Raw genomic sequence first — 22074 nt, 5'->3', positions numbered from 1 at the left:
AGTTTGCAGCTTTATGCTTCTTTTCCTTGAATCCGGTCCAAAAACGCCGCTGCATCCGAAAACACATGCTCCCGCTCTTTATCCAGCGTGATAATATGACCGGATTTTGCGTAGCGCTGTATTTCTTTATAGTCTGAACGAATCTGCTCATAAATATAATCCGCACTTGCAGGCTCGATCGTCTCATCCTGCTCGGACTGCATCACAAGCGTCGGTACAGTTATGTAAGAAAGTTCTTTTTTGACTGTGCTAATAAAATCCCACAGACTGGCAATGCAGACAACCGGATCACGATCATACGGAATCATCCCTGATTCGATATGGTCCGGCTTCTTGCCCCGGCGTGGAATATACGGTTTGACATATCGAGCATACCGCGCCCAGCGGATGCGCTTATCCCGAACTTCAATCGGAGCGTTCATCGCAATAGCAGCTACGACCGGATACTGATGGGCGACGCGCAGTGCCAGGAGTCCACCCATCGACAGGCCCGCAATCGCAATTGTGCTGCACCCTGCCTGCTTCAGACTCTCATATCCTTCCTGCACACTTCGCCACCAGTCCGGCCAGCGTGTCTTCGCCATCTCTTCTGGAGACGTCCCGTGCCCGGCGAGAAGCGGCGCATGAACGGTATAGCCAAGTCGCTGGAAATAGTGGCCCATCGGCTGTAGTTCGGCAGTGCTTCCAGTAAATCCATGAATAAGCAATATCCCTTTTTCTCCGCCTTCATAGGTGAATGCTTCCGGGGATCGCCGTTTGCTTTTCAATCTGCATCGCTCCTTCTCGTTGTCGCAGAACAATCTGATAGAAACTGATCAACCAAGACAAAAAGCTGCGCCTGCTCACAATCATGACAAATCATATGTTTGGATTCCGGGAGAATATGCACATATTTCTCCGCGGAACGAATCTGGTTGTAAATATAGGAAGCGCTACGTGGCTCTACCAGGTCATCCTGTCCTCCCTGAACGATCAGAGTCGGCACCGTAATACGTGGCAATTCCTGCCTGAGCACTTTCACAAGATGGCGAAAATGAATAACAGCACGTGGCGGAGTAGTGGCTGCCTTTTTTAGATAGCGACGGTATGCTTCTCGTGTATCCGTTTCTGAAGTGAAGTGTTTCTTGATGATGGCTGCCGCATCGCGGAACAGCTGGCGTGGATTGATATAGAATATACTGGCATTCAAAAGCACAAGACGGTCAATGTTATAGCGGGTCGCCAGATAGGTTGCAATCATGCCCCCCATCGAAAAGCCAATGACATACACCTTTTGGCAAGTTAACAACATATCCTGTAGCACCTCTTCGGCAGAGCGCACCCAATCATGCCAGGTCACATCACGAAGGCTACGTGAATCTCCATCATGACCAGCTAATACCGGTGTCTCGATACGCCAGCCTCGCCTAGATAAGTGGCTCGCGAGCGGCTCCACCTCATACGGACTCCCAGTAAATCCATGGATCAGCAAACATCCTATCATATAGAATGCTCCTTTCGAGAGCTTTTGTAGCTAAACAAAAACAGCAAGTCATCACACTTGCTGTTTTCCGCTTTCGTACCTATTTAACGATGTAAGCAACAGTAATCGATAATACAATAAACAGCGCGGCCAGTACGATTGTGACTTTATTTAAAACGGCATCGATACCGCGCGCTTTCGCTTTACCCATGATCTGTTCCGCGCCCCCGCTAATCGAACCAAGTCCTGCACTTTTACCAGACTGAAGCAGTACGATCCCGATCAACGCAATACAAATAATCACAAGTACAATTTTTAATGCTACTGCCATTATTCTGTCCTCCCCACTACGGAGTGCTACACAAGCTTATGCTATGCCACCATTACTGTATCACAAAAAATTCCGGTCTTCAAGGCTTGTCCGTCTCCTTCACCAGGCAGGTCGGACAAGTTCCTTCGAGCATTACCCTGGTCTCAAGTACACCATACTGCTCCTCAATGTCTGAGGCAGTCTTAACGGATACTTGGTCGCCTGGAATATCAATGAGCTTATCGCAGCGCAAGCAGTGAAAGTGATGATGCGCTTCTTCCGTAATCTCAAAACGGGAGCGCTCATCCTGGTAATGTTCATGAACAACATCGAGTTCTTTCAGCGATTTGAGTGTATTATATACGGTCGTAAACGACAGCGTTGGAAAATCATCCTGCATAAACTGGTAAATCTCTTCGGCCGTTGGATGGTCAAGCCGCAGTAGCACATTAATGATTGCTAGACGCTGCACAGTCACCCGGCCACCCCGCTCTTTAATCCGGGCAATTACGATGTCAATGATGTTTTGCCTCATCGAGCAAGCCTCCTTATACCTTTCTCCTAATTATAATATACTTTCTGTTAAAAATCATTCCAAATAGTTAGGGTGCATGCGGTAAAACTTTGGCTGTTTCTTTCTAGCGCGGAAGCGGAGGCTGTCCGCTCCGCATGCGACGGGTCGAAGCAGTCAAACATCCGGGCTCATTCAATGCGGGAGACAATGACTGCTCTTTTTCGACCCGCCACCTGCTCCGCTAAGTGCAGAAAGAAAAGGCCAGAAGTTTTACCGCACGCACCCCCGATGCTACTGATGAAAAGAATACTCAAAGACGCAGACTACAACGTAGGTACTATCTGATAATCATAGTATAGGTATCCACTTGTTGGATACGCGCTATATTCCAGATCTTTTTGATTGTAAAAAGAAGCGGGTAAGCGGGAATGAAGAAAAATATGCAGACCTTTTCTTTCTATACCCAGCTCCATAAGCAAACGGCTGAATAAGCTCTGCCACTGTCTCCATCTTTGAACTGCCCAGATGTTTGGCAGAGCCAGCCGTTTGCTTATGGAGCGGACAGTTCAGCTTCAGTGCCAGAAAGAAACTAGACAAATATTTTTCTTCATTCCCGCCTCCACTAGCTCTCTTTTATCATCAAAAAAGAGCCCAGCCTATAGAGCTGGACTCCTCCCTAAACACTAGTGTCTGATTTACTTCTTAATGTTGTAGAACGCGCTCTGACCTGCGTATTTGCTAATTGCATCCAGCTCGTCCTCAATGCGGAGAAGCTGATTGTATTTTGCTACGCGGTCTGTACGAGATGGCGCACCTGTCTTGATCTGGCCTGCGTTTGTCGCAACGGCGATATCAGCAATGATGGAATCTTCTGTTTCACCGGAACGGTGCGAGATAACAGCTGTATAGCCAGCACGCTTCGCCATTTCGATCGCATCAAATGTCTCAGTCAGTGTACCGATCTGATTTACTTTAACAAGGATCGAGTTCGCTGTAGCTTGCTCAATACCTTGAGACAGACGAACGGTGTTCGTTACGAACAGGTCATCCCCTACGAGCTGCACGCGATCGCCAATGCGGTCTGTGAGCTTCTTCCAACCATCCCAATCGTCTTCTGCCAGGCCATCTTCAATGGAGATGATTGGGTATTTGTTTACGAGCATTTCCAGGTAGTCAATCATTTCGTCAGATGTTTTGCTTACGCCTTCGCCTACCAGCTCATATTTACCATCTTTATAGAACTCTGTAGAAGCTACGTCAAGCGCGAGCTTCACATCTTCGCCTGGCTTGTAGCCTGCTTTCTCAATCGCAGCCATGATCGTTTGCAGCGCTTCTTCACTAGAAGACAAGTTCGGAGCGAAGCCGCCTTCGTCGCCAACTGCTGTATTCAGTCCTTTTTCTTTCAGAACAGCTTTGAGGTTATGGAAAATCTCTGCACCCATGCGCAGAGCGTGTGCGAACGTTTCTGCCCCAACCGGCATAACCATGAATTCCTGAATGTCGACGTTGTTATCCGCATGTGCCCCGCCGTTCAGGATGTTCATCATCGGAACCGGAAGTGTTTTCGCATTGAATCCACCCAGGTATACGTACAGCGGGATTTCAAGCTCAATTGCCGCTGCACGTGCTGCCGCCATGGATACACCAAGAATTGCATTCGCACCAAGTTTTCCTTTGTTTTCTGTACCATCGATCTCGATCAGCGCTGTGTCGATACCGATTTGATCAAGTACATTCATGCCAATCAATTCCGGTGCAATGATGTTATTTACATTTTCAACTGCTTTCAAAACGCCTTTACCAAGGTAACGACCGTTTTCGCCATCACGAAGCTCAACCGCTTCGTGTGCGCCTGTAGAGGCACCAGATGGAACCATTGCCCGGCCCATCACGCCTGTTTCAAGATGTACTTCTACTTCTACTGTCGGATTACCACGGGAATCCAGTACTTCGCGTGCGTATACATCAGAGATAATCGTCATTGTTGTGTCAGCTCCTTATTTCTTCAAAAATATGTATAGAAAAGCAGCACGGAACGCGCCGCTTTCTTATCAATCATTAGAACAGCGGAACACCTGTCATCTCAGTCGGCTGTTGGACGCCAAGCAGCTTGAGAATGGTCGGCGAGATATCCGCTAATACACCACCCTCACGCAGCTCGATGCCATCCTTTGTCAAAATAAATGGTACCGGGTATGTGCTATGTGATGTGATTGGGTTGCCGTTCTCACCGAGCATCAGATCTGCATTGCCATGGTCAGCTGTCACAAGTGCTGCGCCACCTTTAGCAAGAATCGCTTCCACGACTTTGCCCATGCATTCATCAACTACCTCCACCGCTTTAATCGTTGGCTCCATCATGCCGGAGTGACCAACCATGTCACAGTTTGCGAAGTTTAAGATGATGACATCTTGCGCATCCTGCTCAATCTCTGCAAGCAGAGCATCTGTTACTTCATAAATGCTCATCTCAGGCTGCAAATCGTATGTAGCAACCTTCGGCGAATTAATCAGAATACGCTTCTCACCTGGGAATTCTGCTTCGCGTCCACCGCTAAAGAAGAAGGTCACATGCGGATATTTCTCCGTTTCGGCAATACGCAACTGGCGTAAGTTGTTTTGTGCCAATACTTCACCGAGCGTATTATCAAGATTCGCGGGTTTGTATGCCACATACCCATCTACCGATTCACTGAACTTCGTCAGGCAGACGTAGAACAAGTTCTTCGGACACTTCTCACCACGGTCAAATCCACGGAAGTCTTCATTCGTGAATACCTGGGACAGCTGAATCGCACGGTCCGGGCGGAAGTTAAAGAAGATAACCGCATCGTTATCTTGAATCGTCGCCACCGGAGAACCATCTTCGTTCGTAATTACTGTTGGCATCACGAACTCATCATATACGCTGCGCTCATACGATTCGCGCACTGCTTCGACTGCGTTTGTGAATTCCGGACCGTCTGCATATACCATCGCACGGTAGGACTTCTCCGTACGTTCCCAGCGTTTGTCACGGTCCATCGCATAGTAGCGACCCTGTACCGTTGCAATGCGACCCACGCCATACTCATTGATTTTTCCCTGTAGTTCTTCAATATAGCCAACTGCACTATCTGGTGCCACGTCGCGTCCATCGAGGAAACCATGAATATAGACGCGGTCCAACCCTTCTTTTTTGGCCAGACGCAGCAATGCGTACAGATGCTGATTGTGACTATGTACACCACCATCTGACAGTAATCCATACAGATGCAGTGCTGTACCCTTTTCTTTCGCGTGGCGAACGGCGTTCACCAGCACATCGTTCTCAAAAAAGTCACCCTCCTGGATTGCCTTCGTAATCCGAGTCAAATCCTGATACACAACTCGACCTGCGCCAAGATTAAGATGCCCGACTTCAGAATTTCCCATCTGACCATCCGGCAGACCGACAGAATGCCCACTTGCACCGAGTGTAGTATGTGGGAATTGCGACCAATATTTATCAAAATTCGGCTTTTTCGCCTGTTTAATCGCGTTGCCGTACACTTCGTCCCGGCAACCGAATCCATCCATAATAATCAAAGCCACTGGCTTCGGTCGATTCATGATTCACTTACCTCCTACTACTCCTTGTACTAGCTGCAGATAGGAATCTGCCGCTAGGCTTGCGCCCCCGACCAGCGCTCCGTCAATATCGGGCTGTCCCATATATGAAGCAATATTCTGCGGATTTACAGAGCCGCCATATTGAATGCGTACCTGCATGGCCACCTGGCTGTCAAATGCATCTTCTACCGTACTGCGGATGAATCCAATCACATCCTGCGCGTCCTCTGCAGAAGACGATTTGCCGGTTCCAATTGCCCAGATCGGCTCGTAGGCGATGACGAGCTGCTTTGCCTGCTCGCTTGATAGTCCTTCCACCGCACGAATCACCTGTTCACGAACATTCTCTTTCGTCTGGCCGCTTTCGCGCTGTTCAAGATTTTCTCCTACACATACGATCGGCAAAAGTCCGTTCGCAAAAGCTGCTTTCGCCTTTTTGTTCACCGTTTCATCCGTTTCCGCAAAATACTCCCGGCGCTCCGAGTGGCCGATGATCACATAGCTCATGCCTAAGTCTGTCAGCATTCCCGGACTAATCTCACCCGTATATGCCCCAGACGCTTCATAATGCATGTTCTGTGCACCCACTTTCACATCTGAACCTTTCAGTTCTTCCGCGAGCGCGGACAGTGCCGTGAACGGTGCACATACGACCATCTCCACCGCACCTTCTAGCTTATGATTGCGAATCACACCGGCAAATTCCCGGGCTTCGCCTACTGTTTTGTACATCTTCCAGTTTCCTGCAATAATCGGTGTTCGATTCATACATTTCGCTCCTTACTTGTCAGCGAGCACCGCGATCCCCGGAAGTTCCTTGCCTTCCATGAACTCAAGCGAAGCGCCGCCACCTGTCGAGATATGTGTCATGGCTTCTGCCACGCCTGCTTTTTCTACCGCCGCAACCGAATCGCCGCCGCCGATGATTGTGATCCCATTCACTTCCTTGAGCGTGCGTGCCACTGTATTTGTTCCTTCCGCAAATGAATCCATTTCAAACACACCCATCGGCCCGTTCCAGATGACGGTTTTGGATTCAAGGATAGCAGACTTGTACAACTCAATGGTTTTCGGACCAATATCAAGAGCCTGCCAACCAGCCGGAATTGCATCTGTGTCTACAATTTTTGTTTCGGCATCATTGGCAAAACGGTCCGCTACTACTACATCGACCGGAATAAGGAACTTCACGCCTTTTTCAGTCGCTTTATCCATGAAAGACTTTGCCAGTTCCACTTTTTCTTCTTCTAACAGAGAACTGCCTACATCGTGGCCCTGTGCTTTAACAAATGTATTAGACAGACCACCGCCTACGATTAACGTATCCACTTTTTCCAGCAGATTCTCAATCACACCGATTTTATCTTTTACTTTTGCTCCGCCAATGATAGCCGTAAACGGTCTCTCTGGTTGGGACAGTGCTTTGCCAAGGAATTCAATTTCTTTTTCCATCAGGAAACCTGCCACACCTTCCACATAGCGCGCCACACCGGCAGTGGAAGCATGGGCCCGGTGAGCCGTTCCGAATGCATCATTTACGAACAAGTCCGCCAGCGAGGCGAATTGTTTAGACAATTCCTCATCGTTTTTCTCTTCACCTGGATGGAAGCGCACGTTCTCAAGCAGCATCACGTCGCCATCCTTTAGCTTTTCTGCTGTCTCGCGTACAGCTTCACTATATACGTCATCTACTTTAATCACGTTCTGACCCAGCAATTGTGACAAACGTTCTGCCACAGCGTTCAAGCGCATCTCTTCTACAACTTGTCCTTTTGGGCGGCCAGAGTGGCTTGCCATGATGACGCGTGCACCATTCTGCACCAAGTATTCGATTGTCGGCAACGTGGCACGAATGCGTGTATCGTCTGTAATATGGCCGTTTTCCATCGGCACGTTAAAGTCAAAGCGGCAGAATACTCGCTTTCCTTGTACTTCTACATCGCGTACAGATTTCTTATTCATACGAATATTTCCTCCTTACCATACAGAAAAAAAGGAGAGAACATCTTTTTTCTCTCCTTTTACGTAGCTTTTTCTATTTTATCTTTTATAAACCGTGCTTGGCAATATAATTCACCAAATCAATGACACGATTTGAGTATCCCCATTCATTGTCATACCAGGAAACGACTTTAACCATATTATCTTCAAGCACCATCGTAGACAAGCCATCGATAATTGAAGAGCGTGGATCACCATTGTAATCTTTGGATACCAATGGCTCATCGGAGAAGCCAAGAATACCTGCAAGCTCATTATCCGCTGCTTTCTTCAGCGCTGCATTGATTTCTTCGGCTGTCGTATTCTTATCAAGCTCAGCTACCAGGTCCACAACGGATACATTCGGTGTCGGCACACGCATAGCGAATCCGTTCAGCTTGCCCGCAAGCTCTGGCAATACGAGTGCTACGGCTTTGGCCGCTCCGGTTGAGGTCGGGATGATCGACATACCAGCCGCACGCGCCCGGCGCAGGTCCTTATGTGGCAGATCAAGAATTTGCTGATCATTTGTATACGAATGCACAGTTGTCATTAGACCACGACGAATGCCAAAATTCTCGTGTAGCACCTTCGCAAACGGTGCGAGACAGTTCGTCGTGCATGACGCATTCGAGATGATGTGGTGGATGGATGGATCGTATTTCTCTTCGTTCACGCCCAGCACGATAGTAATATCTTCATTCTTAGCTGGTGCTGAGATGATGACTTTTTTCGCGCCCGCTTCCAGGTGCTTGGCGGCATCATCGCGCTTCGTGAAGCGTCCAGTCGATTCAATAACCACGTCGACGCCCCACTCTTTCCACGGCAGGTTGGCCGGGTCGCGCTCTGCAGACACTTTGATTTCACGGTCGCCCACAACAATCGCATTCTCGCCGACAGATACGTCTTCTCCATAGATTCCATGCACAGAATCGTATTTAAACAAATGCGCTAACGTATGGGCATCCGTCAAATCATTGATGCCTACTACTTCAATATCTGCCTGCTGTAGTGCCACCCGTAACACATTCCGGCCAATTCGTCCAAATCCATTAATCGCGATCTTTGTCATATCTAATTTCCTCCTCATGAGTAGATGATTCCTTAAGTAATGACAGCACTTCACTTATAGCTGCCTCATCGGTTACCAGTACATAATTGGCCCGGTTCCGAATATAAGAAACAATCGCTTCTGCCTTGCTTTTGCCCCCGGCAATGGCTAGGACAGAAGGAAGCATGTGTACATTCTCCATCTGCATACCAACCGTACTCATCCGATACACAAGCTCACCGGCCCGGTTAAAGTAATACCCGAACACTTCTGAAACGGCCTGATGTTCTTGTAATATGTGAGTAACGTTCTCGTTCAAACCACGTCTTCGAGACATTTCAGCTGCCACTCCAATGCCGTGAACGAGTACATCTGTCTTTGCAATGAGTTCGAGAACTTCTGCAATTCCCGGGTCACGTTCAATATTGCGGCGCACGTCCTCTTCTATCATATCCGGGAGATACAACAGCCGATAACTAGCTCCTGCATGACTTGCAAGTTCAGCTGCCACCGTATTCGCTTCGAGCTCCACATTTTCTCCAAGAGCGCCTCGAGCAGGGACGACCGTTATCTGATCTGCCTGTGGAAACAACCGGACAACCCCTGCCATCTGGGCAACTGTTGTCCCCCCTGCCACAGCAACGATACCACGTCCAGGAAGAAGCTTGTTCAGTTCATCTGCTGCCTGTCGCGCCAGGTCTTCCTTTACCCATTCATTCTCATCTGCATCTCCCGGTACGACAACGACACGCCTGATCTGCAGCAAGCGCTCAGCTTCTGTTTCCCGTTCACGTATGCCCCCGACTTCCTTCCAAAAAGAATGAAGTTGCTCAATCATCATCTCGCCATCCGGGGTGACAAACATCCCGGCCCGGTTCGAATCGAGCAGGCGCTGTTCCCTGAGGAAATCTACTTCCCGCCGAATGATACGCTCTGTACTGTTCAACACATCCGCAAGCATGCGCCGACCAACCGGTTGAAGCAGTCGAATCTGGCGTAAAATATAGTAACGCTCTTCCATCATGGCCAGTGCTTCCGGCGCCATGCGCTGCAACAGAAGCATCCCGTTCACATCTGCCATATTCTTCAACCTTCCACAGGACATAAAAAGTCCCACATAGATAAAATATGTCCCATTAGTATGAAGAAAAAGACCTGTATATATACAGGCATTTTTCTTACCTTCATTCTAACAGAACCAAGAAAATTCTTCAAACTTGCTCTCATATACACCTGTACCGAACAGATTCGGTCGACTCTCCCTATGACCGTCTTCTTCTTCCCGTTAGAAACGCTTCCGTTTAGATGACGAGTCGATATTCAGCTCTTCCCGGTATTTTGCAACCGTGCGTCGGGAAATTTCAACGCCTTCTGCTACAAGCATATCGGTAATCTTCTGATCAGAAAGCGGCTTTTTCTTATCTTCCGCCTCCACCATCGCCTTGAGTTTTTCTTTAATCGTGATAACGGAAGACGCCTCTCCTCCATCTGAACTCTTGAGTCCGGTTGTAAAAAAATATTTCAGTTCAAACAATCCCCGTGGTGTCTGCACATACTTGTTACTGGTCGCACGGCTAATGGTTGATTCATGCAATCCTACTTTTTCTGCTATATCCCGCAATGTCATCGGCTTCAAGCCGGAAATGCCTTTTTCAAAAAAACCTTGCTGCTCTTCTGCAATCGCCTGCGTTACTCTAAATAACGTCATACGGCGCTGTTCAATGCTACGAATAAGCCAGAGTGCAGAGTTCAATTTATCCTGAATGTAGCGCTGTGCCGGGTCGGGCTCATTTTTTTGCAGCATCTGCTGATAAAAACGGTTAATTGTCAAATTCGGCAATCCGCCTTCATTCACCATGACTACATATTCTCCCGCCACTTTTTCGATCGTAACATCCGCGACAATATAGCGTGGCGTTCCGTGTGCGAACTCCGAAGCCGGGCGCGGATTCAATGTACGCAAATAGTCAGCGGCCTGCTGCACTTCCTGCGGTGTTACTTGCAAGGACTGCGCAATCTTCTGGTAGCGTTTTTCCGCCAGGTCTTCTAAATGATGTTCCACAATTGCAGAGGCCAGTACATTTTCTTCCGGCTCATCTTTGAGTTGAAGCAATAAGCATTCCGCAAGCGATCGGGCACCGACTCCAGTCGGCTCCAGACTTTGGAGAACCCAGATCATTTCCTCTACTTTTTCCGGCTCTGTTCCAAGAAGTGAAGAAGCCTCCATTTCAGAAACAAGTAAGTAACCGTTTTCATTTACGTTTCCGATAAGAAAATGAAGAATACGACGTTCAAGCGCGGTTAGATTGCGTAGCATGGACACCTGCTCCATCAGATGGCGCTCTAGTGTCATCACTTCTCCCGAGATGAAGTTAAACGGATCATAATCCGGATTACCGGCTCCGCTTCGTGTATAGTACGTGTCATCTCCCGTTGCATTGGCCCGCATATATTCGCGCCAATCAATGTCTGTTGGGGTGTCGTTAGCCGATGGTGCTGGCGCCTCCTGCGGACGATCAATATCAAGTACCGGATTTTCGTTTGCCTGCTGTTGTAAAAAGTCAACCAGGTCCACTGCAGAGTATTGGAGAATGGTTATTGCCTGCCGCAACTCAGGTGTCATTACAAGTTTTAATGTCTGCTGCTGATACAAACCGAATCCCATTTGCATCGGGCATCACCTTCTTTCCACAAAGCTATCCTGTCTTTGTCTCTATCTCTCTCTTTTTTATCCCACACGTAGCAGAACTGGCTAAAATCTTCTAGCCTCCTGCTCTCTTGTTCTATTTTTTATATTATACAACAATTCTCATTAGTTTCTATAGCAAAAATCTTGCCAAGAGAGAGGAAACGCTTTGTGACTTGGAATAGTTAGCTCCGAAGCCTATTAAAACGAGTCTTTTCGAGCACAGGCGCGGTCGCACTCCACATTCGTACAGTTCATCATTTGTTCAAGCGTGCATTCGAGATGACGTACGGAGCGCTTGGCGAATACAATGGGCACATTTCGCTTTTTCGCATCTGCTTTCACTCGCTTTGCCAGATTGTGATTAATAAAATCTGTAAATACAATAACCCCCTTGACCATCTGTGGCAGTGCATAGGCCTGGTCCTTCTTTTTGCGGCCCGACACATGGATAAGTTTACCGTCCAGTTTCTCTTCCAACATGTCTATGATATTACCCAATCGATCCGCACCAATAACTACGTATGACATCTCGTTTCCCTCCCTGATCTTGTATGTGATTACTTGTATCATACTACTAATGATAAGGATTATCAATTTCGTTTATTATTTTTTTACAGGAGTTTTGCGGAAACATGATACAATGAATACCGCGACAATTCATATGGAGGGATTATGTACGATGATGCACAAAAAATGGATCGGGAGTATGAGTGCTTTGCTTCTCGCAAGCTGTATGCTCGCAGGCTGTTCATCTAATACAGCAGAACCGAACAAATCACCAACACAGCAGGCTCCGGCGCAGACAGACACAACTTCCAAACCGCCCGCTGCCGCTGCAGCACCCGATGCTCCACAGACCAAACAATCAACGCTCACAATCGAAGGTTCGGCACAACCGATAACACTGAAACGATATGACGCAAGTATGCCTCTTCCGTTCCACACGTACTATCCGCAAGATATGATTGCAGAAAAAAAGGGAGATGGGGTTCAATTCACTGCTAATTTTGCCGGTACGCGCAATGATGACATGTTTATCAAAGTCGAATTCCCAGCTGACCTTTCTTCTGAGCAGGCAGCCGTGGCTCGGATCAAGAAAAATAAAGATGTAACCGAAGAAGCAGCTGAAAAAAACCATACCTGGACAAAAAAAGAGTTTAACATCGACAGCACCAAAAATGGCACAGCGTACGGCGGTAGTGCATTAATTGGCGAACACAATGGCCACTACTTTATCGTCACCGTCTATATGCCTGTAGAAGCAGCTGAAGGACTTGGCGTTCGAGCAGATAAAATTTTGGAAGAGTGGGTTTGGACAGACGACCATAAGCCACTGATTCAGAAATAAAAAAACGAGTGCGAGCCCTCTCACGCAGAGAAAAGCCGCACTCGTTTTTATTTACATCAAATGTTTTGTAAAGAACTCCGTGGTCACTTCAAGTGCTTCCTGCAATTCCGGTGTATCCCCCTGATACGGGTGAACCGTATTAAAAGTGTGACCAGCGTCTTCTATCCAGTGCAACACAGCATTCTGTGCTCGCTCCGCAATGACCGGCGCGCCTTTTACCAGACGGGCAAAATCGGCTCGGCCCTGCACAATTAGAAGAGGAGTCGCGATTTCCGCTGCACGTGCCGGAATATCATAAGCTGCCGCATTTTGGTCAATATCATCCAGTACAACTTTTTCAATCGGCATGTTCTGCTTCGTGCGTCCATTCATAATATAACCTGTGCCACCTTCCGCAATCTGGCGGCGTACGTCTGCACCAAATACATCTACATGTGAAATTCCATTCCATGTGGAAAGTGCAGCCAGTTGTCCTGGATGCGAGGCCGCATACAGGATGGTATCGCCTCCACCCTTGCTATGTCCCATAAGCCCAATGCGCTCAGTATCCATATACGAAGCAAGCGGCAGTTCCCCCGCCTTGATCGCGGCGATCAAAAACGCGAGATCATCGAGCTCCTGCCGATACGTATTACGACCAAACTTCGCCAACCCACCGAATGTTTCCGGATCATCCCCGACACCATTTCCTGAGAAGTTAAAGGTAATAGCCACAAATCCATGCGCTGCGAGATAGTCACCAATGCGCGGAAACATCCCCCAGTCTTTGAATCCTTTGAATCCATGGCAGATTACAATAACAGGATATCTCCCTGCCCGATCCGCTTCCCTGGCAACAAATACGTCACCGCGAATGCTCAGCTCTTCTGTCCGCCACAATTGAAATGATTGCTTCAATGTTTGCTTCCTCCTCGCTAGTTTGCACAGTTACGCAAAGTAATCCGGCGCGATACTAGAAGGAAAATTCGGGGGTGTCAGCGGCATCTCTTTACACTCTTGCACATGGCGATTATATACGATCATCTGTCTTCCCACGTCTACTGTTTCAAACACAAACGCTCGCTCTTTTAGTGTATAAAGAATGCGGCCTATGGCGCACACCGTTTCTCCATCCAAATCGCTATACGTTAATTCTACCATTTTTCCGATATATTCATCATACTTCATCATGTTTATACGCCCCTTTCGCCGTTCCATAACGATATCTATATTCGTCCTGCCGTTAATTATACATATTTTTTTAGAGTATTCTGCACTTTCGACAAAGGTTCTCCCAATATACAATAAGTCGACATGCGTTTATCACGATTAAAAATCGAAAAAAAAGCATATAACTAGTATAGTATAGTACGTGTTTTTATTTGACCTTTTTTGACCATCGTTGTACTATATACATATATACGAGAGGAGGAAGTATCAGTGAATTTGATTCCTACAGTTATCGAACAAACCAATCGTGGCGAACGCGCCTACGACATCTACTCCCGCCTTTTGAAAGACCGGATTATCTTCCTGGGTACAGGCATTAATGACCAGGTCGCAAATAGCGTTGTGGCGCAGCTTCTGTTCCTTACAGCAGAAGATCCGGAGAAAGATATCAGCATATACATCAACAGTCCAGGTGGTTCCATTACCGCAGGAATGGCGATTTATGATACGATGCAGTTTATCAAACCGGATGTATCTACGATTTGCGTGGGGATGGCGGCTTCCATGGGAGCCTTCCTGCTGACAGCAGGCGCACCAGGCAAGCGCTATGCGCTTCCAAACAGCGAAGTGATGATTCACCAGCCGCTTGGTGGTGCACAGGGTCAAGCATCTGACATTCAGATTGCTGCTAACCGCATTCTCAAAATGCGTGACAGTCTGAACCGTATTATTGCGGATCGTTCTGGTCAACCACTTGAGCGAGTGGAGAAAGATACAGACCGCGACTACTTCATGAGCGCACAAGAAGCGAAAGAATACGGTCTCGTTGATAAGGTGATTGACAGCCTGGGCAAAAAAGATCCAAACGTATTGTAATTTCTATCAAAAAACCCGATAGCACATATGTGCTATCGGGTTTTTGATTTCTATATGATGTGTACGATCTATTCTTCCTTCTGTACCATCTGCGTAAGACTCTTCACGGCATCTTCCGCATCCGAACCGTCCGCACTGATAATAATGTCCGTTCCGGTGCTGACAGCAAGGCTCATTACGCCCATAATGCTTTTAGCATTTACTTTCTTGTTGTCTTTTTCGATAAAGACTTCTGCCGCATAGCGGTTTGCTTCCTGAACGAAAAAAGCCGCCGGACGAGCTTGCAGTCCTGTTTTTAATCTTACTGTAACGCTTTCCTGCGCGTGCATGATACGCCTCCTACCCTAACTAGGCTAAAGTTTTTTTCAATTATAACATGATTATACGTATTATTCTTGCGATTTTACCTCATTAGCGCGTAATTTCGAGGCGATTTCGTTAATTTTTCGCAAACGGTGGTTAATTCCGGACTTGCTAACCTTGCCGCTTGGCACCATCTCTCCTAGTTCCGCCAAATTCATGTCGCGATGCTGGAGGCGCAACTCCGCTACTTCCCGCAGTCTGTCCGGCAGATTAGAGAGTCCCATATAGCGATCAATCAGCATAATATTTTCGATCTGCTGTATGGCAGCCGCCACCGTTTTGTTCAGATTTGCCATGTCACAATTGTTCAGACGATTTGCCGAGTTTTTCATTTCTTTAACGATACGGACATCTTCAAAGAAAAATAATGCTTGGTGAGCTTCAATAATCCGCAGGAATTCGGCAATTTTTTCGCCTTCTTTAATATACATAATGTGCCCTTTTTTGCGCTCAATACAACGGGCATTCAAGTCAAAATAGTTTGCCAGCTCCACCAGCTTCTCGCAGTGCTCCTGATGGGACGAGAAAATCTCCAGGTGATAGCTTGATGCTTCCGGATGATTAACGGAACCTCCTGCCAGGAATGCTCCCCGTAAATACGCACGTTTGCAGCATCCATTGACAATAATACTATCCGATATCCCATAATAAAACGTTCCTTCAATCATAATACCAAGATCTTCCAGAATCTCACGTGCTTGCTGCGGAATGCGCACAATGTATACATTGTTCTTTTTTAAGCGCATCTTCCTTCGGACAAGAAGCTCAGCATTAATCTGAAAAATTTTTTTGACAAGCGAATAAATGCGGCGTGCAATGGCCGCATTCTCCGTCATTACATCAAGTACAAACCGCTTTCCACCAAACTGAAGCGAACCGTTCATCCGGATCAATGCGGTTAGCTCTGCTTTATCGCAGCAGCCTGATGTCTCAAGTTGGGTCAGTTCTTTTTTTGTCTGCGCAGCAAACGACATACAATCACCTCACACTTTGGCACCAAGTAACCCGATGATAATCTGGCTAAGCCGAGCGGCATCATGGCGCAAAGCCTTATCATAAACGAGCAGGTTATCGGCAATAATATGATACCCTGCCGCCTGCTCGCCCTTACATACCACAGGCTGTGCTCCTTTCTCAGCGTACAGAGCTTTGACTTCATCGGAGATATGCCCGTTGTTTACAATGACATATTGAAAAAGCGAGTCACCTACATGATCCGAGATGGCTCGCACATGATCTTCCATCGTGTAATTATCTGTTTCCCCTGGCTGCGTCATCACATTACAAATATATGCTTTTACAGCCCGGCTTTCACGAATCGCATCTACAATGCCCGGAACGAGTAAATTCGGTAGCACACTCGTATACAGGCTGCCAGGACCGAGTAGAATGGCATCCGCTTCCCGGAGTGCCTCTACCGCATCATCAAGCGCTTTCACATTCTCCTTGTCAATAAACACACGCTTAATTCGCTTACCTGACTTCGGAATGACGGATTCCCCTGACACAATCGTTCCATCTTCCATCTCCGCATGCAGAACAATTGAATGTCTTGCCGCTGGCAGCACACGACCACGTACAGCAAGAACATGGCTTAATTGTTCAATTGCCAGCACGAAGTCACCATCACTGATCTCAGTCATGCCGGCAAGAAGCAGATTGCCAATGGAATGTCCGGCAATGCCGTTCCCATTCACAAAGCGATGTTGCAGTAATTTCTCAAGCAGCGGTTCAGTATCCGCGAGTGCTACGAGCACGTTACGGATATCACCCGGAGGCGGCATTTGCAGTTCACACCGAAGCCTGCCTGAGCTCCCCCCATCATCCGCTACGGTCACAATGGCTGTAATATCAATCGGCTGCTTTTTCAAGCCCCGAAGCAGGACCGAAAGCCCCGTTCCCCCCCCTATTACGACCACACGGGGTTTATACGACGTCGTCTTCATTCTACACCTCTATGTGAGACCTCTCTCCATTTCCCGATGCGTTACACGGACATTGTACTCATCCTCATATCGTGCTGCCAAATATTCCGTAATCGCTACTGATCGGTGCTTGCCACCGGTGCATCCGATTCCAATTACCAGCTGGCTTTTTCCCTCTTGCTGGTAATGCGGAAGCGTAAAGTCAAGAAAATCGGTCAATTTTTGTAAAAACTCCTGTGTTACATCCCATTTAAACACATACTCCGATACTTCTGTATCTTTACCCGTTTTTGGGCGTAGCGTATCTACATAGTGTGGGTTCGGCAGAAACCGAACATCAAACACCAGGTCAGCGTCAATCGGAACCCCATATTTAAAACCGAATGACTGGATGTTCACGGTAAGACTGTGCGTCATCTGACCAAATATACCACTAATTTTTTCCTTCAATGATACAGGCTTTAGATGCGAGGTATCAATAATTAAATTTGCCAGACCTTTGAACTCTTCTAACAACTTTCGTTCCGCACGAATCCCCTCAAGCGGCAAGCCATGCTGTGCCAACGGATGATTGCGGCGTGTTTCTTTGTAACGCTGCACGAGCGTCTCATCACTCGCGTCCAAAAATATAATCTGATACGAAATATTTTCCATATCATGAATGCGTTCTAACGATTCGGAAAGTGAATCAAAAAACTCTCGTCCCCGCAGATCGATCACAAGCGCCACTTTCTCAATGCGCCCTCCTGACTGATCAATCAACTCCGCAAACTTCGGGATTAATACCGGCGGCAGATTATCAACACAGAAAAAACCCAGATCTTCGAGTTTCTGTACGGCGACCGTTTTTCCCGCTCCAGACATACCTGTAATAATCAACAAATTAATCTCATTTATTTGCTTTTCTTTCATTGTATTCACTTCCCGTACAAAAAGTTAGTCAAACCCCGTCCAGCCGTGCTGTCCTTTCCTTCATTCATTAAAACACATCCGCACGTACAATACAAAAAAGAACGCAGACTATATGTGTCTGCGTCCAAGAGAATGAGTATAAAGGGGTCAATTACTTATCTCTTACTATACCGCTTCTATGTTACGTTACGATTACGGTTTTATGAAGGAATTGTAATCCTTTTATTGAGCGGCGGCTTCTTCCTTCAGTTGCTCATCCAAAGACTCAACATAATGCTGAGCGGATAATGCAGCATCCGCGCCATCTCCGGTTGCCGTTACCACCTGACGAAGGGTTTTCTCCCGTACATCTCCCGCAGCGAAGATGCCTGGCACACGCGTTCCCATACGCTCGTCTGTCTCAATATAACCCGCTTCATTCGTAATGCCGAGATTTTTCACAGCGTTTGAGATTGGGTCCATGCCGACATAGATGAATACGCCGTCTGCTTTGAACTCTGTTTCTTCTCCGGTTTCGCGGTTATGGAGCAGTAGGGACTGTACGACATTTTCACCGCGAATTTCTTTTACTTCTGTGTTCCAGATAAAACTGATTTTTTCATTTTCAAATGCACGCTTCTGTAGAATCTTCTGGGCGCGCAGTTCGCCACGACGGTGAATGATCGTCACTTTGGATGCAAAGCGCGTGAGAAACACGCCTTCTTCTACCGCAGAGTCACCCCCACCCACGACAACCAGCTCCTTGTTGCGGAAAAACGCGCCGTCACATACCGCGCAGTATGATACACCGCGTCCGGCCAGTTCTTTTTCGCCCGGCACACCAAGCTCACGATGCTCTGCACCGGTTGCTACGATTAACGCTTTTGTTTTGAATTCTTTCTCGCCTACTTTAACGGTCTTATACGGTTGGCCATTAATTACTTCTGTAATGTCACCATACTGATATTCTGCACCGAATTTTTTAGCATGTTCGAACATTTTAGTGGACAGGTCTGGACCTAGAATGGACTCGTAGCCTGGATAGTTCTCAATTTCTTCTGTATTGGCCATCTGGCCGCCCGGAATGCCACGCTCAAGCATCAGGGTGCTCATATTGGCACGGGATGTGTATACAGCTGCTGTCATCCCTGCAGGACCGGCACCAGCAATGATTACATCATATATTTTTTGTTCACTCATCGTTACAACCTCCCATTTATCAATATCATACCCAATCACAGGTTTCATACTCTTATTCATCGATATATTTCGATTTAATGTGTTTATCATATATCGGTTTGCCAAGCTTGTCTACTACTATCTATGCTTCTCTACAAACATATACCCCGGTATGTACCGGGGTGCAGGTGTATGCTTCGTTTTTTGTTGATTCTATCCTTATTCCTGACAAGGGCTGCATGCTTCACATAGAAGCCGATAATTTTTGGCAAGCGAGACCGCCGAAACTCCATATCGGCTTGCCACTTCTTCCTTCGTCACACTTCGATTATGCAATTGTGCCACTGCGTATTCCAGCGAAGCCGCCCATGTCTCCTGTTTGCGGATCACAGGAACATTCGGATAGGCCTGCGCGAGATAGTCAAGCCATAGCGCGCGTGCTTCCTGCTGCTCTAGCAGATCATACTGATCTTGCATATGATATTCGAGACAATCGATAACCTGCTGCCATTTATCATGCCATACGGGAAGAGAATGAGCAGGGAGAGTGAATTGTACAAGATGTTCCCCATCTTCCATAACATCACGATACGGCTCGGCCGCTCCCATCTTACGAAGCACAAAGATCACAACTTTTTTCAAATAATCATCTTCTGCCGGATTCACTAAAAATTGGCGAAGCGCTTCCTCAATCTCGTCATCCTCCAGATATTCAGCCGCCTGTATGACCTGCAGCTTCGTGTCTTTATCTCCGAAACGAAGCGCCCAAAGAAACGAGGCACGAATAAGCGGATCCTTCTTAAATTTCTCGCTCAGTTCACGCGCAGCTTCTACACGAAGAATATCATCTGCGATCGCAATCTGGTAATGATACGAAGCTTCCGATAGGGCTAGCTGCCCGCTACGCTTCTGTTCTACCTGAGTCAAGTAATAGGACGCAATGGACTCATCAGGATCGAGACGTTCGACTTTTTTCCAGAGGCTTTCTGCCTCGTCAAAGCGACCCGTATTGTAAGCTGCTACTGCGCCATAATGAAGCAAGTGTACGTCTCCCGGTCCCGTCTGCGCAATCATTTTACTAAACAGAAAATATGCCGCTTCATCCTCCCCTAAGATTCCAAGCGTTGTAGCGAGTTTATAGGATTGGTCGAAATGATACGGTACAATTTTTTTCAGCAGGGTAAGCAGGTCAAGAAGTTTCTCTTTATCCCGCAGATGGGAGTAAAATACGGCAAGGTTACAGAGAGCATGAATGTTATATGGTTCCTCTTCCAGGACAGAAAGGATCGTATCCATTGCTTTTTCAAAGCGGCCCATATAATAGAAACATAACGCCAGATTATTACGAGCAGCAATGAAATCGGGGTGCTCTGTATGAATTTGGGTAAGTATTTTGGATGCCTCGGAGAAGCGTCCCTCTTCTAACAGACGGCGAGCTCGATCATGCAGAAGGGCAACTTCCTGATCTTCTCCCGTTTCACGCTCTCGCGGCATCGATTGAAGCTGGAAATCGATATAATCAAGCAGGTCTTCCGCTTCTTCTGTATAAACAGAATCAGGAGATAGTTCGAGATATTTTGCTACGTATTGTTCAGCCAGCTCAAATTCCAGCAAATTCGCATAATTGCTGGCGAGATAAAAATAACATTCATTTATTTTATCATCAATTTCTTCAAGTACATGCCAGAGTATACGATTCGATTCATCGTATTTTTCCAGTTCGGCGAGTACGCCAGCCATGCTGCAGTAATAGTCTGGATTGTTCGGTTCCAGTTCAATGGCTTTCCGAAAATAACGGAGCGCTTTCTGGAAGTTAAGCTTATCGAGATATTTGAGCGCACGATTATTGTAAAATGTTGCATCCATACGAATGGGAACAATCTTGCCTTCTTTTCCTGGCGCGTATTGCTGCTTGGCCATATGCCCCTCCATTTTCTTTTGCTTATTTGTTAAGTATAGCATACTGCCTTTGCCATTCTCTAGATAAGAGCCAACTCCTCAATATAAAAAAGCCACTCCGATATGGAGCAGCTGTGTATGTTACGTGATAATTCACCAACTTACAATGATAATAAGTGATGAGCCATACTGGACTCCGACGCACACGATGTGCTAGGTTCTGTGTTAGGCACAGGACGTGCCTGTTTTTAGCAGAACTTCCTCTCGGATGAGAGTCCACCGACTTACAAATAAAATAAATACTGAGCCATACTGGACTCGAACCAGTGACACCCTGATTAAAAGTCAGGTGCTCTACCAACTGAGCTAATGGCTCATACTACTGGCTGGGGTACCTGGATTCGAACCAGGGAGTGACGGAGTCAAAGTCCGTTGCCTTACCGCTTGGCTATACCCCAATAAAACTGGTGGAGGGGGACGGATTCGAACCGCCGAACCCACAGGGAGCGGATTTACAGTCCGCCGCGTTTAGCCACTTCGCTACCCCTCCATATTATATAAATGCCGGCGAAAGGACTTGAACCCTCAACCCCCTGATTACAAGTCAGGTGCTCTACCAGTTGAGCTACACCGGCATATTAGTGGTGGCTCGGGACGGAATCGAACCGCCGACACGAGGATTTTCAGTCCTCTGCTCTACCAACTGAGCTACCGAGCCACATCAATATGTATTTCAAAAAAAAATAATGGCGGAGCCGACGGGACTCGAACCCGCGACCTCCGGAGTGACAGTCCAGCGTGAACTCCAACTTCACCACGGCTCCGCATCTAAGAAGATAATTGGTTG

General features: G+C 47.2%; 22 protein-coding genes and 7 tRNA genes (1 of these 29 running past the window's edge). 2 read left to right on the top strand and 27 right to left on the bottom strand.

Going from position 1 to position 22074, the window contains the following annotated elements:
• Window positions 1-11: 11 nt before the first annotated feature.
• From CB4_RS03895 to CB4_RS03840, 12 genes are all read right to left on the bottom strand, one after another.
• Window positions 12-767, bottom strand: a complete 756-nt coding sequence (locus tag CB4_RS03895) for an alpha/beta hydrolase (protein WP_157737775.1) — start codon at window positions 765-767, stop codon at window positions 12-14.
• Window positions 764-1483: an alpha/beta hydrolase gene (locus tag CB4_RS03890; RefSeq protein ID WP_096463669.1), complete on the bottom strand. Its 720-nt coding sequence runs from the start codon at window positions 1481-1483 to the stop codon at window positions 764-766. The genes CB4_RS03895 and CB4_RS03890 overlap by 4 nt, the downstream gene beginning before the upstream one ends.
• Window positions 1484-1562: 79 nt before the next feature.
• Window positions 1563-1793, bottom strand: coding sequence for a preprotein translocase subunit SecG (secG, locus tag CB4_RS03885; protein ID WP_096463668.1), 231 nt, complete (start codon window positions 1791-1793; stop codon window positions 1563-1565).
• Window positions 1794-1872: 79 nt separating this feature from the next.
• Complete coding sequence (locus CB4_RS03880; RefSeq protein WP_096463667.1) at window positions 1873-2307, bottom strand: Fur family transcriptional regulator; 435 nt, start codon at window positions 2305-2307, stop codon at window positions 1873-1875.
• A 674-nt stretch (window positions 2308-2981) separates the two neighbouring features.
• Window positions 2982-4268 carry a phosphopyruvate hydratase gene (gene eno / locus CB4_RS03875; RefSeq protein ID WP_096463666.1) on the bottom strand — a complete coding sequence of 429 codons (1287 nt, stop codon included), beginning with the start codon at window positions 4266-4268 and terminating at the stop codon, window positions 2982-2984.
• Window positions 4269-4344: 76 nt separating this feature from the next.
• Window positions 4345-5877 (bottom strand): 2,3-bisphosphoglycerate-independent phosphoglycerate mutase, encoded by a 1533-nt coding sequence (gpmI, locus tag CB4_RS03870; RefSeq protein WP_146226648.1) that lies wholly within the window; start codon window positions 5875-5877, stop codon window positions 4345-4347.
• A gap of 3 nt (window positions 5878-5880) precedes the next feature.
• Window positions 5881-6645 (bottom strand): triose-phosphate isomerase, encoded by a 765-nt coding sequence (tpiA, locus tag CB4_RS03865; RefSeq protein WP_096463664.1) that lies wholly within the window; start codon window positions 6643-6645, stop codon window positions 5881-5883.
• Between the two features lie 12 nt (window positions 6646-6657).
• Complete coding sequence (locus CB4_RS03860) at window positions 6658-7839, bottom strand: phosphoglycerate kinase (RefSeq protein WP_096463663.1); 1182 nt, start codon at window positions 7837-7839, stop codon at window positions 6658-6660.
• Between the two features lie 85 nt (window positions 7840-7924).
• Entirely contained in the window at window positions 7925-8929 is a 1005-nt protein-coding gene (gene gap / locus CB4_RS03855) for a type I glyceraldehyde-3-phosphate dehydrogenase (protein WP_096463662.1), read from the bottom strand.
• Complete coding sequence (locus CB4_RS03850; protein ID WP_157737774.1) at window positions 8910-9989, bottom strand: sugar-binding transcriptional regulator; 1080 nt, start codon at window positions 9987-9989, stop codon at window positions 8910-8912. The genes gap and CB4_RS03850 overlap by 20 nt, the downstream gene beginning before the upstream one ends.
• Window positions 9990-10193: 204 nt before the next feature.
• Entirely contained in the window at window positions 10194-11579 is a 1386-nt protein-coding gene (rpoN, locus tag CB4_RS03845) for an RNA polymerase factor sigma-54 (RefSeq protein ID WP_096463660.1), read from the bottom strand.
• 216 nt (window positions 11580-11795) lie between these two features.
• Complete coding sequence (locus tag CB4_RS03840; protein WP_096463659.1) at window positions 11796-12125, bottom strand: DUF2325 domain-containing protein; 330 nt, start codon at window positions 12123-12125, stop codon at window positions 11796-11798.
• Between the two features lie 112 nt (window positions 12126-12237).
• Between CB4_RS03840 and CB4_RS03835 the strand changes: the two genes are divergently transcribed.
• The gene (locus CB4_RS03835; protein WP_231956135.1) at window positions 12238-12945 is read left to right on the top strand and encodes a hypothetical protein; all 708 of its coding nucleotides are present in this window, start codon (window positions 12238-12240) and stop codon (window positions 12943-12945) included.
• Between the two features lie 51 nt (window positions 12946-12996).
• On the opposite strand, the gene CB4_RS03830 is transcribed toward CB4_RS03835, so the two are convergent.
• Together CB4_RS03830 and CB4_RS03825 are read right to left on the bottom strand one after the other, a co-directional pair.
• The gene (locus CB4_RS03830) at window positions 12997-13842 is read right to left on the bottom strand and encodes an alpha/beta hydrolase family protein (RefSeq protein ID WP_096463657.1); all 846 of its coding nucleotides are present in this window, start codon (window positions 13840-13842) and stop codon (window positions 12997-12999) included.
• A gap of 30 nt (window positions 13843-13872) precedes the next feature.
• Complete coding sequence (locus CB4_RS03825) at window positions 13873-14115, bottom strand: hypothetical protein (protein WP_096463656.1); 243 nt, start codon at window positions 14113-14115, stop codon at window positions 13873-13875.
• A gap of 249 nt (window positions 14116-14364) precedes the next feature.
• Between CB4_RS03825 and clpP the strand changes: the two genes are divergently transcribed.
• Complete coding sequence (gene clpP / locus CB4_RS03820) at window positions 14365-14970, top strand: ATP-dependent Clp endopeptidase proteolytic subunit ClpP (protein ID WP_096463655.1); 606 nt, start codon at window positions 14365-14367, stop codon at window positions 14968-14970.
• A 68-nt stretch (window positions 14971-15038) separates the two neighbouring features.
• On the opposite strand, the gene CB4_RS03815 is transcribed toward clpP, so the two are convergent.
• The 13 genes from CB4_RS03815 to CB4_RS03755 all read right to left on the bottom strand — a co-directional run.
• A complete protein-coding gene (locus CB4_RS03815) occupies window positions 15039-15299 on the bottom strand; it encodes an HPr family phosphocarrier protein (RefSeq protein WP_096463654.1) in 261 nt (86 codons plus the stop codon).
• A 60-nt stretch (window positions 15300-15359) separates the two neighbouring features.
• Window positions 15360-16307 carry a DNA-binding protein WhiA gene (whiA, locus tag CB4_RS03810; RefSeq protein WP_096463653.1) on the bottom strand — a complete coding sequence of 316 codons (948 nt, stop codon included), beginning with the start codon at window positions 16305-16307 and terminating at the stop codon, window positions 15360-15362.
• A 9-nt stretch (window positions 16308-16316) separates the two neighbouring features.
• Window positions 16317-17279, bottom strand: a complete 963-nt coding sequence (locus tag CB4_RS03805) for a gluconeogenesis factor YvcK family protein (RefSeq protein WP_096463652.1) — start codon at window positions 17277-17279, stop codon at window positions 16317-16319.
• Between the two features lie 9 nt (window positions 17280-17288).
• Window positions 17289-18170 (bottom strand): RNase adapter RapZ, encoded by an 882-nt coding sequence (gene rapZ / locus CB4_RS03800; protein WP_096463651.1) that lies wholly within the window; start codon window positions 18168-18170, stop codon window positions 17289-17291.
• Window positions 18171-18392: 222 nt separating this feature from the next.
• Window positions 18393-19349 (bottom strand): thioredoxin-disulfide reductase, encoded by a 957-nt coding sequence (gene trxB / locus CB4_RS03795; protein ID WP_096463650.1) that lies wholly within the window; start codon window positions 19347-19349, stop codon window positions 18393-18395.
• A gap of 198 nt (window positions 19350-19547) precedes the next feature.
• Complete coding sequence (locus tag CB4_RS03790; RefSeq protein WP_172890770.1) at window positions 19548-21248, bottom strand: tetratricopeptide repeat protein; 1701 nt, start codon at window positions 21246-21248, stop codon at window positions 19548-19550.
• 282 nt (window positions 21249-21530) lie between these two features.
• Window positions 21531-21603: transfer RNA gene (locus CB4_RS03785), tRNA-Lys, on the bottom strand.
• Window positions 21604-21610: 7 nt separating this feature from the next.
• Window positions 21611-21685: transfer RNA gene (locus tag CB4_RS03780), tRNA-Gln, on the bottom strand.
• 7 nt (window positions 21686-21692) lie between these two features.
• Window positions 21693-21777, bottom strand: a tRNA-Tyr gene (locus tag CB4_RS03775).
• 12 nt (window positions 21778-21789) lie between these two features.
• Window positions 21790-21862: transfer RNA gene (locus tag CB4_RS03770), tRNA-Thr, on the bottom strand.
• A gap of 7 nt (window positions 21863-21869) precedes the next feature.
• Window positions 21870-21945, bottom strand: a tRNA-Phe gene (locus CB4_RS03765).
• Window positions 21946-21974: 29 nt separating this feature from the next.
• Window positions 21975-22051: transfer RNA gene (locus CB4_RS03760), tRNA-Asp, on the bottom strand.
• Between the two features lie 17 nt (window positions 22052-22068).
• Window positions 22069-22074, bottom strand: a tRNA-Met gene (locus tag CB4_RS03755) (it continues 70 nt past the right edge of the window).

It is taken from the genome of Aneurinibacillus soli (assembly GCF_002355375.1).
GTDB lineage: Bacteria > Bacillota > Bacilli > Aneurinibacillales > Aneurinibacillaceae > Aneurinibacillus > Aneurinibacillus soli.
Note: the sequence above shows the minus strand (reverse complement) of the source record. Positions and strands in the feature narration are given on the sequence as shown.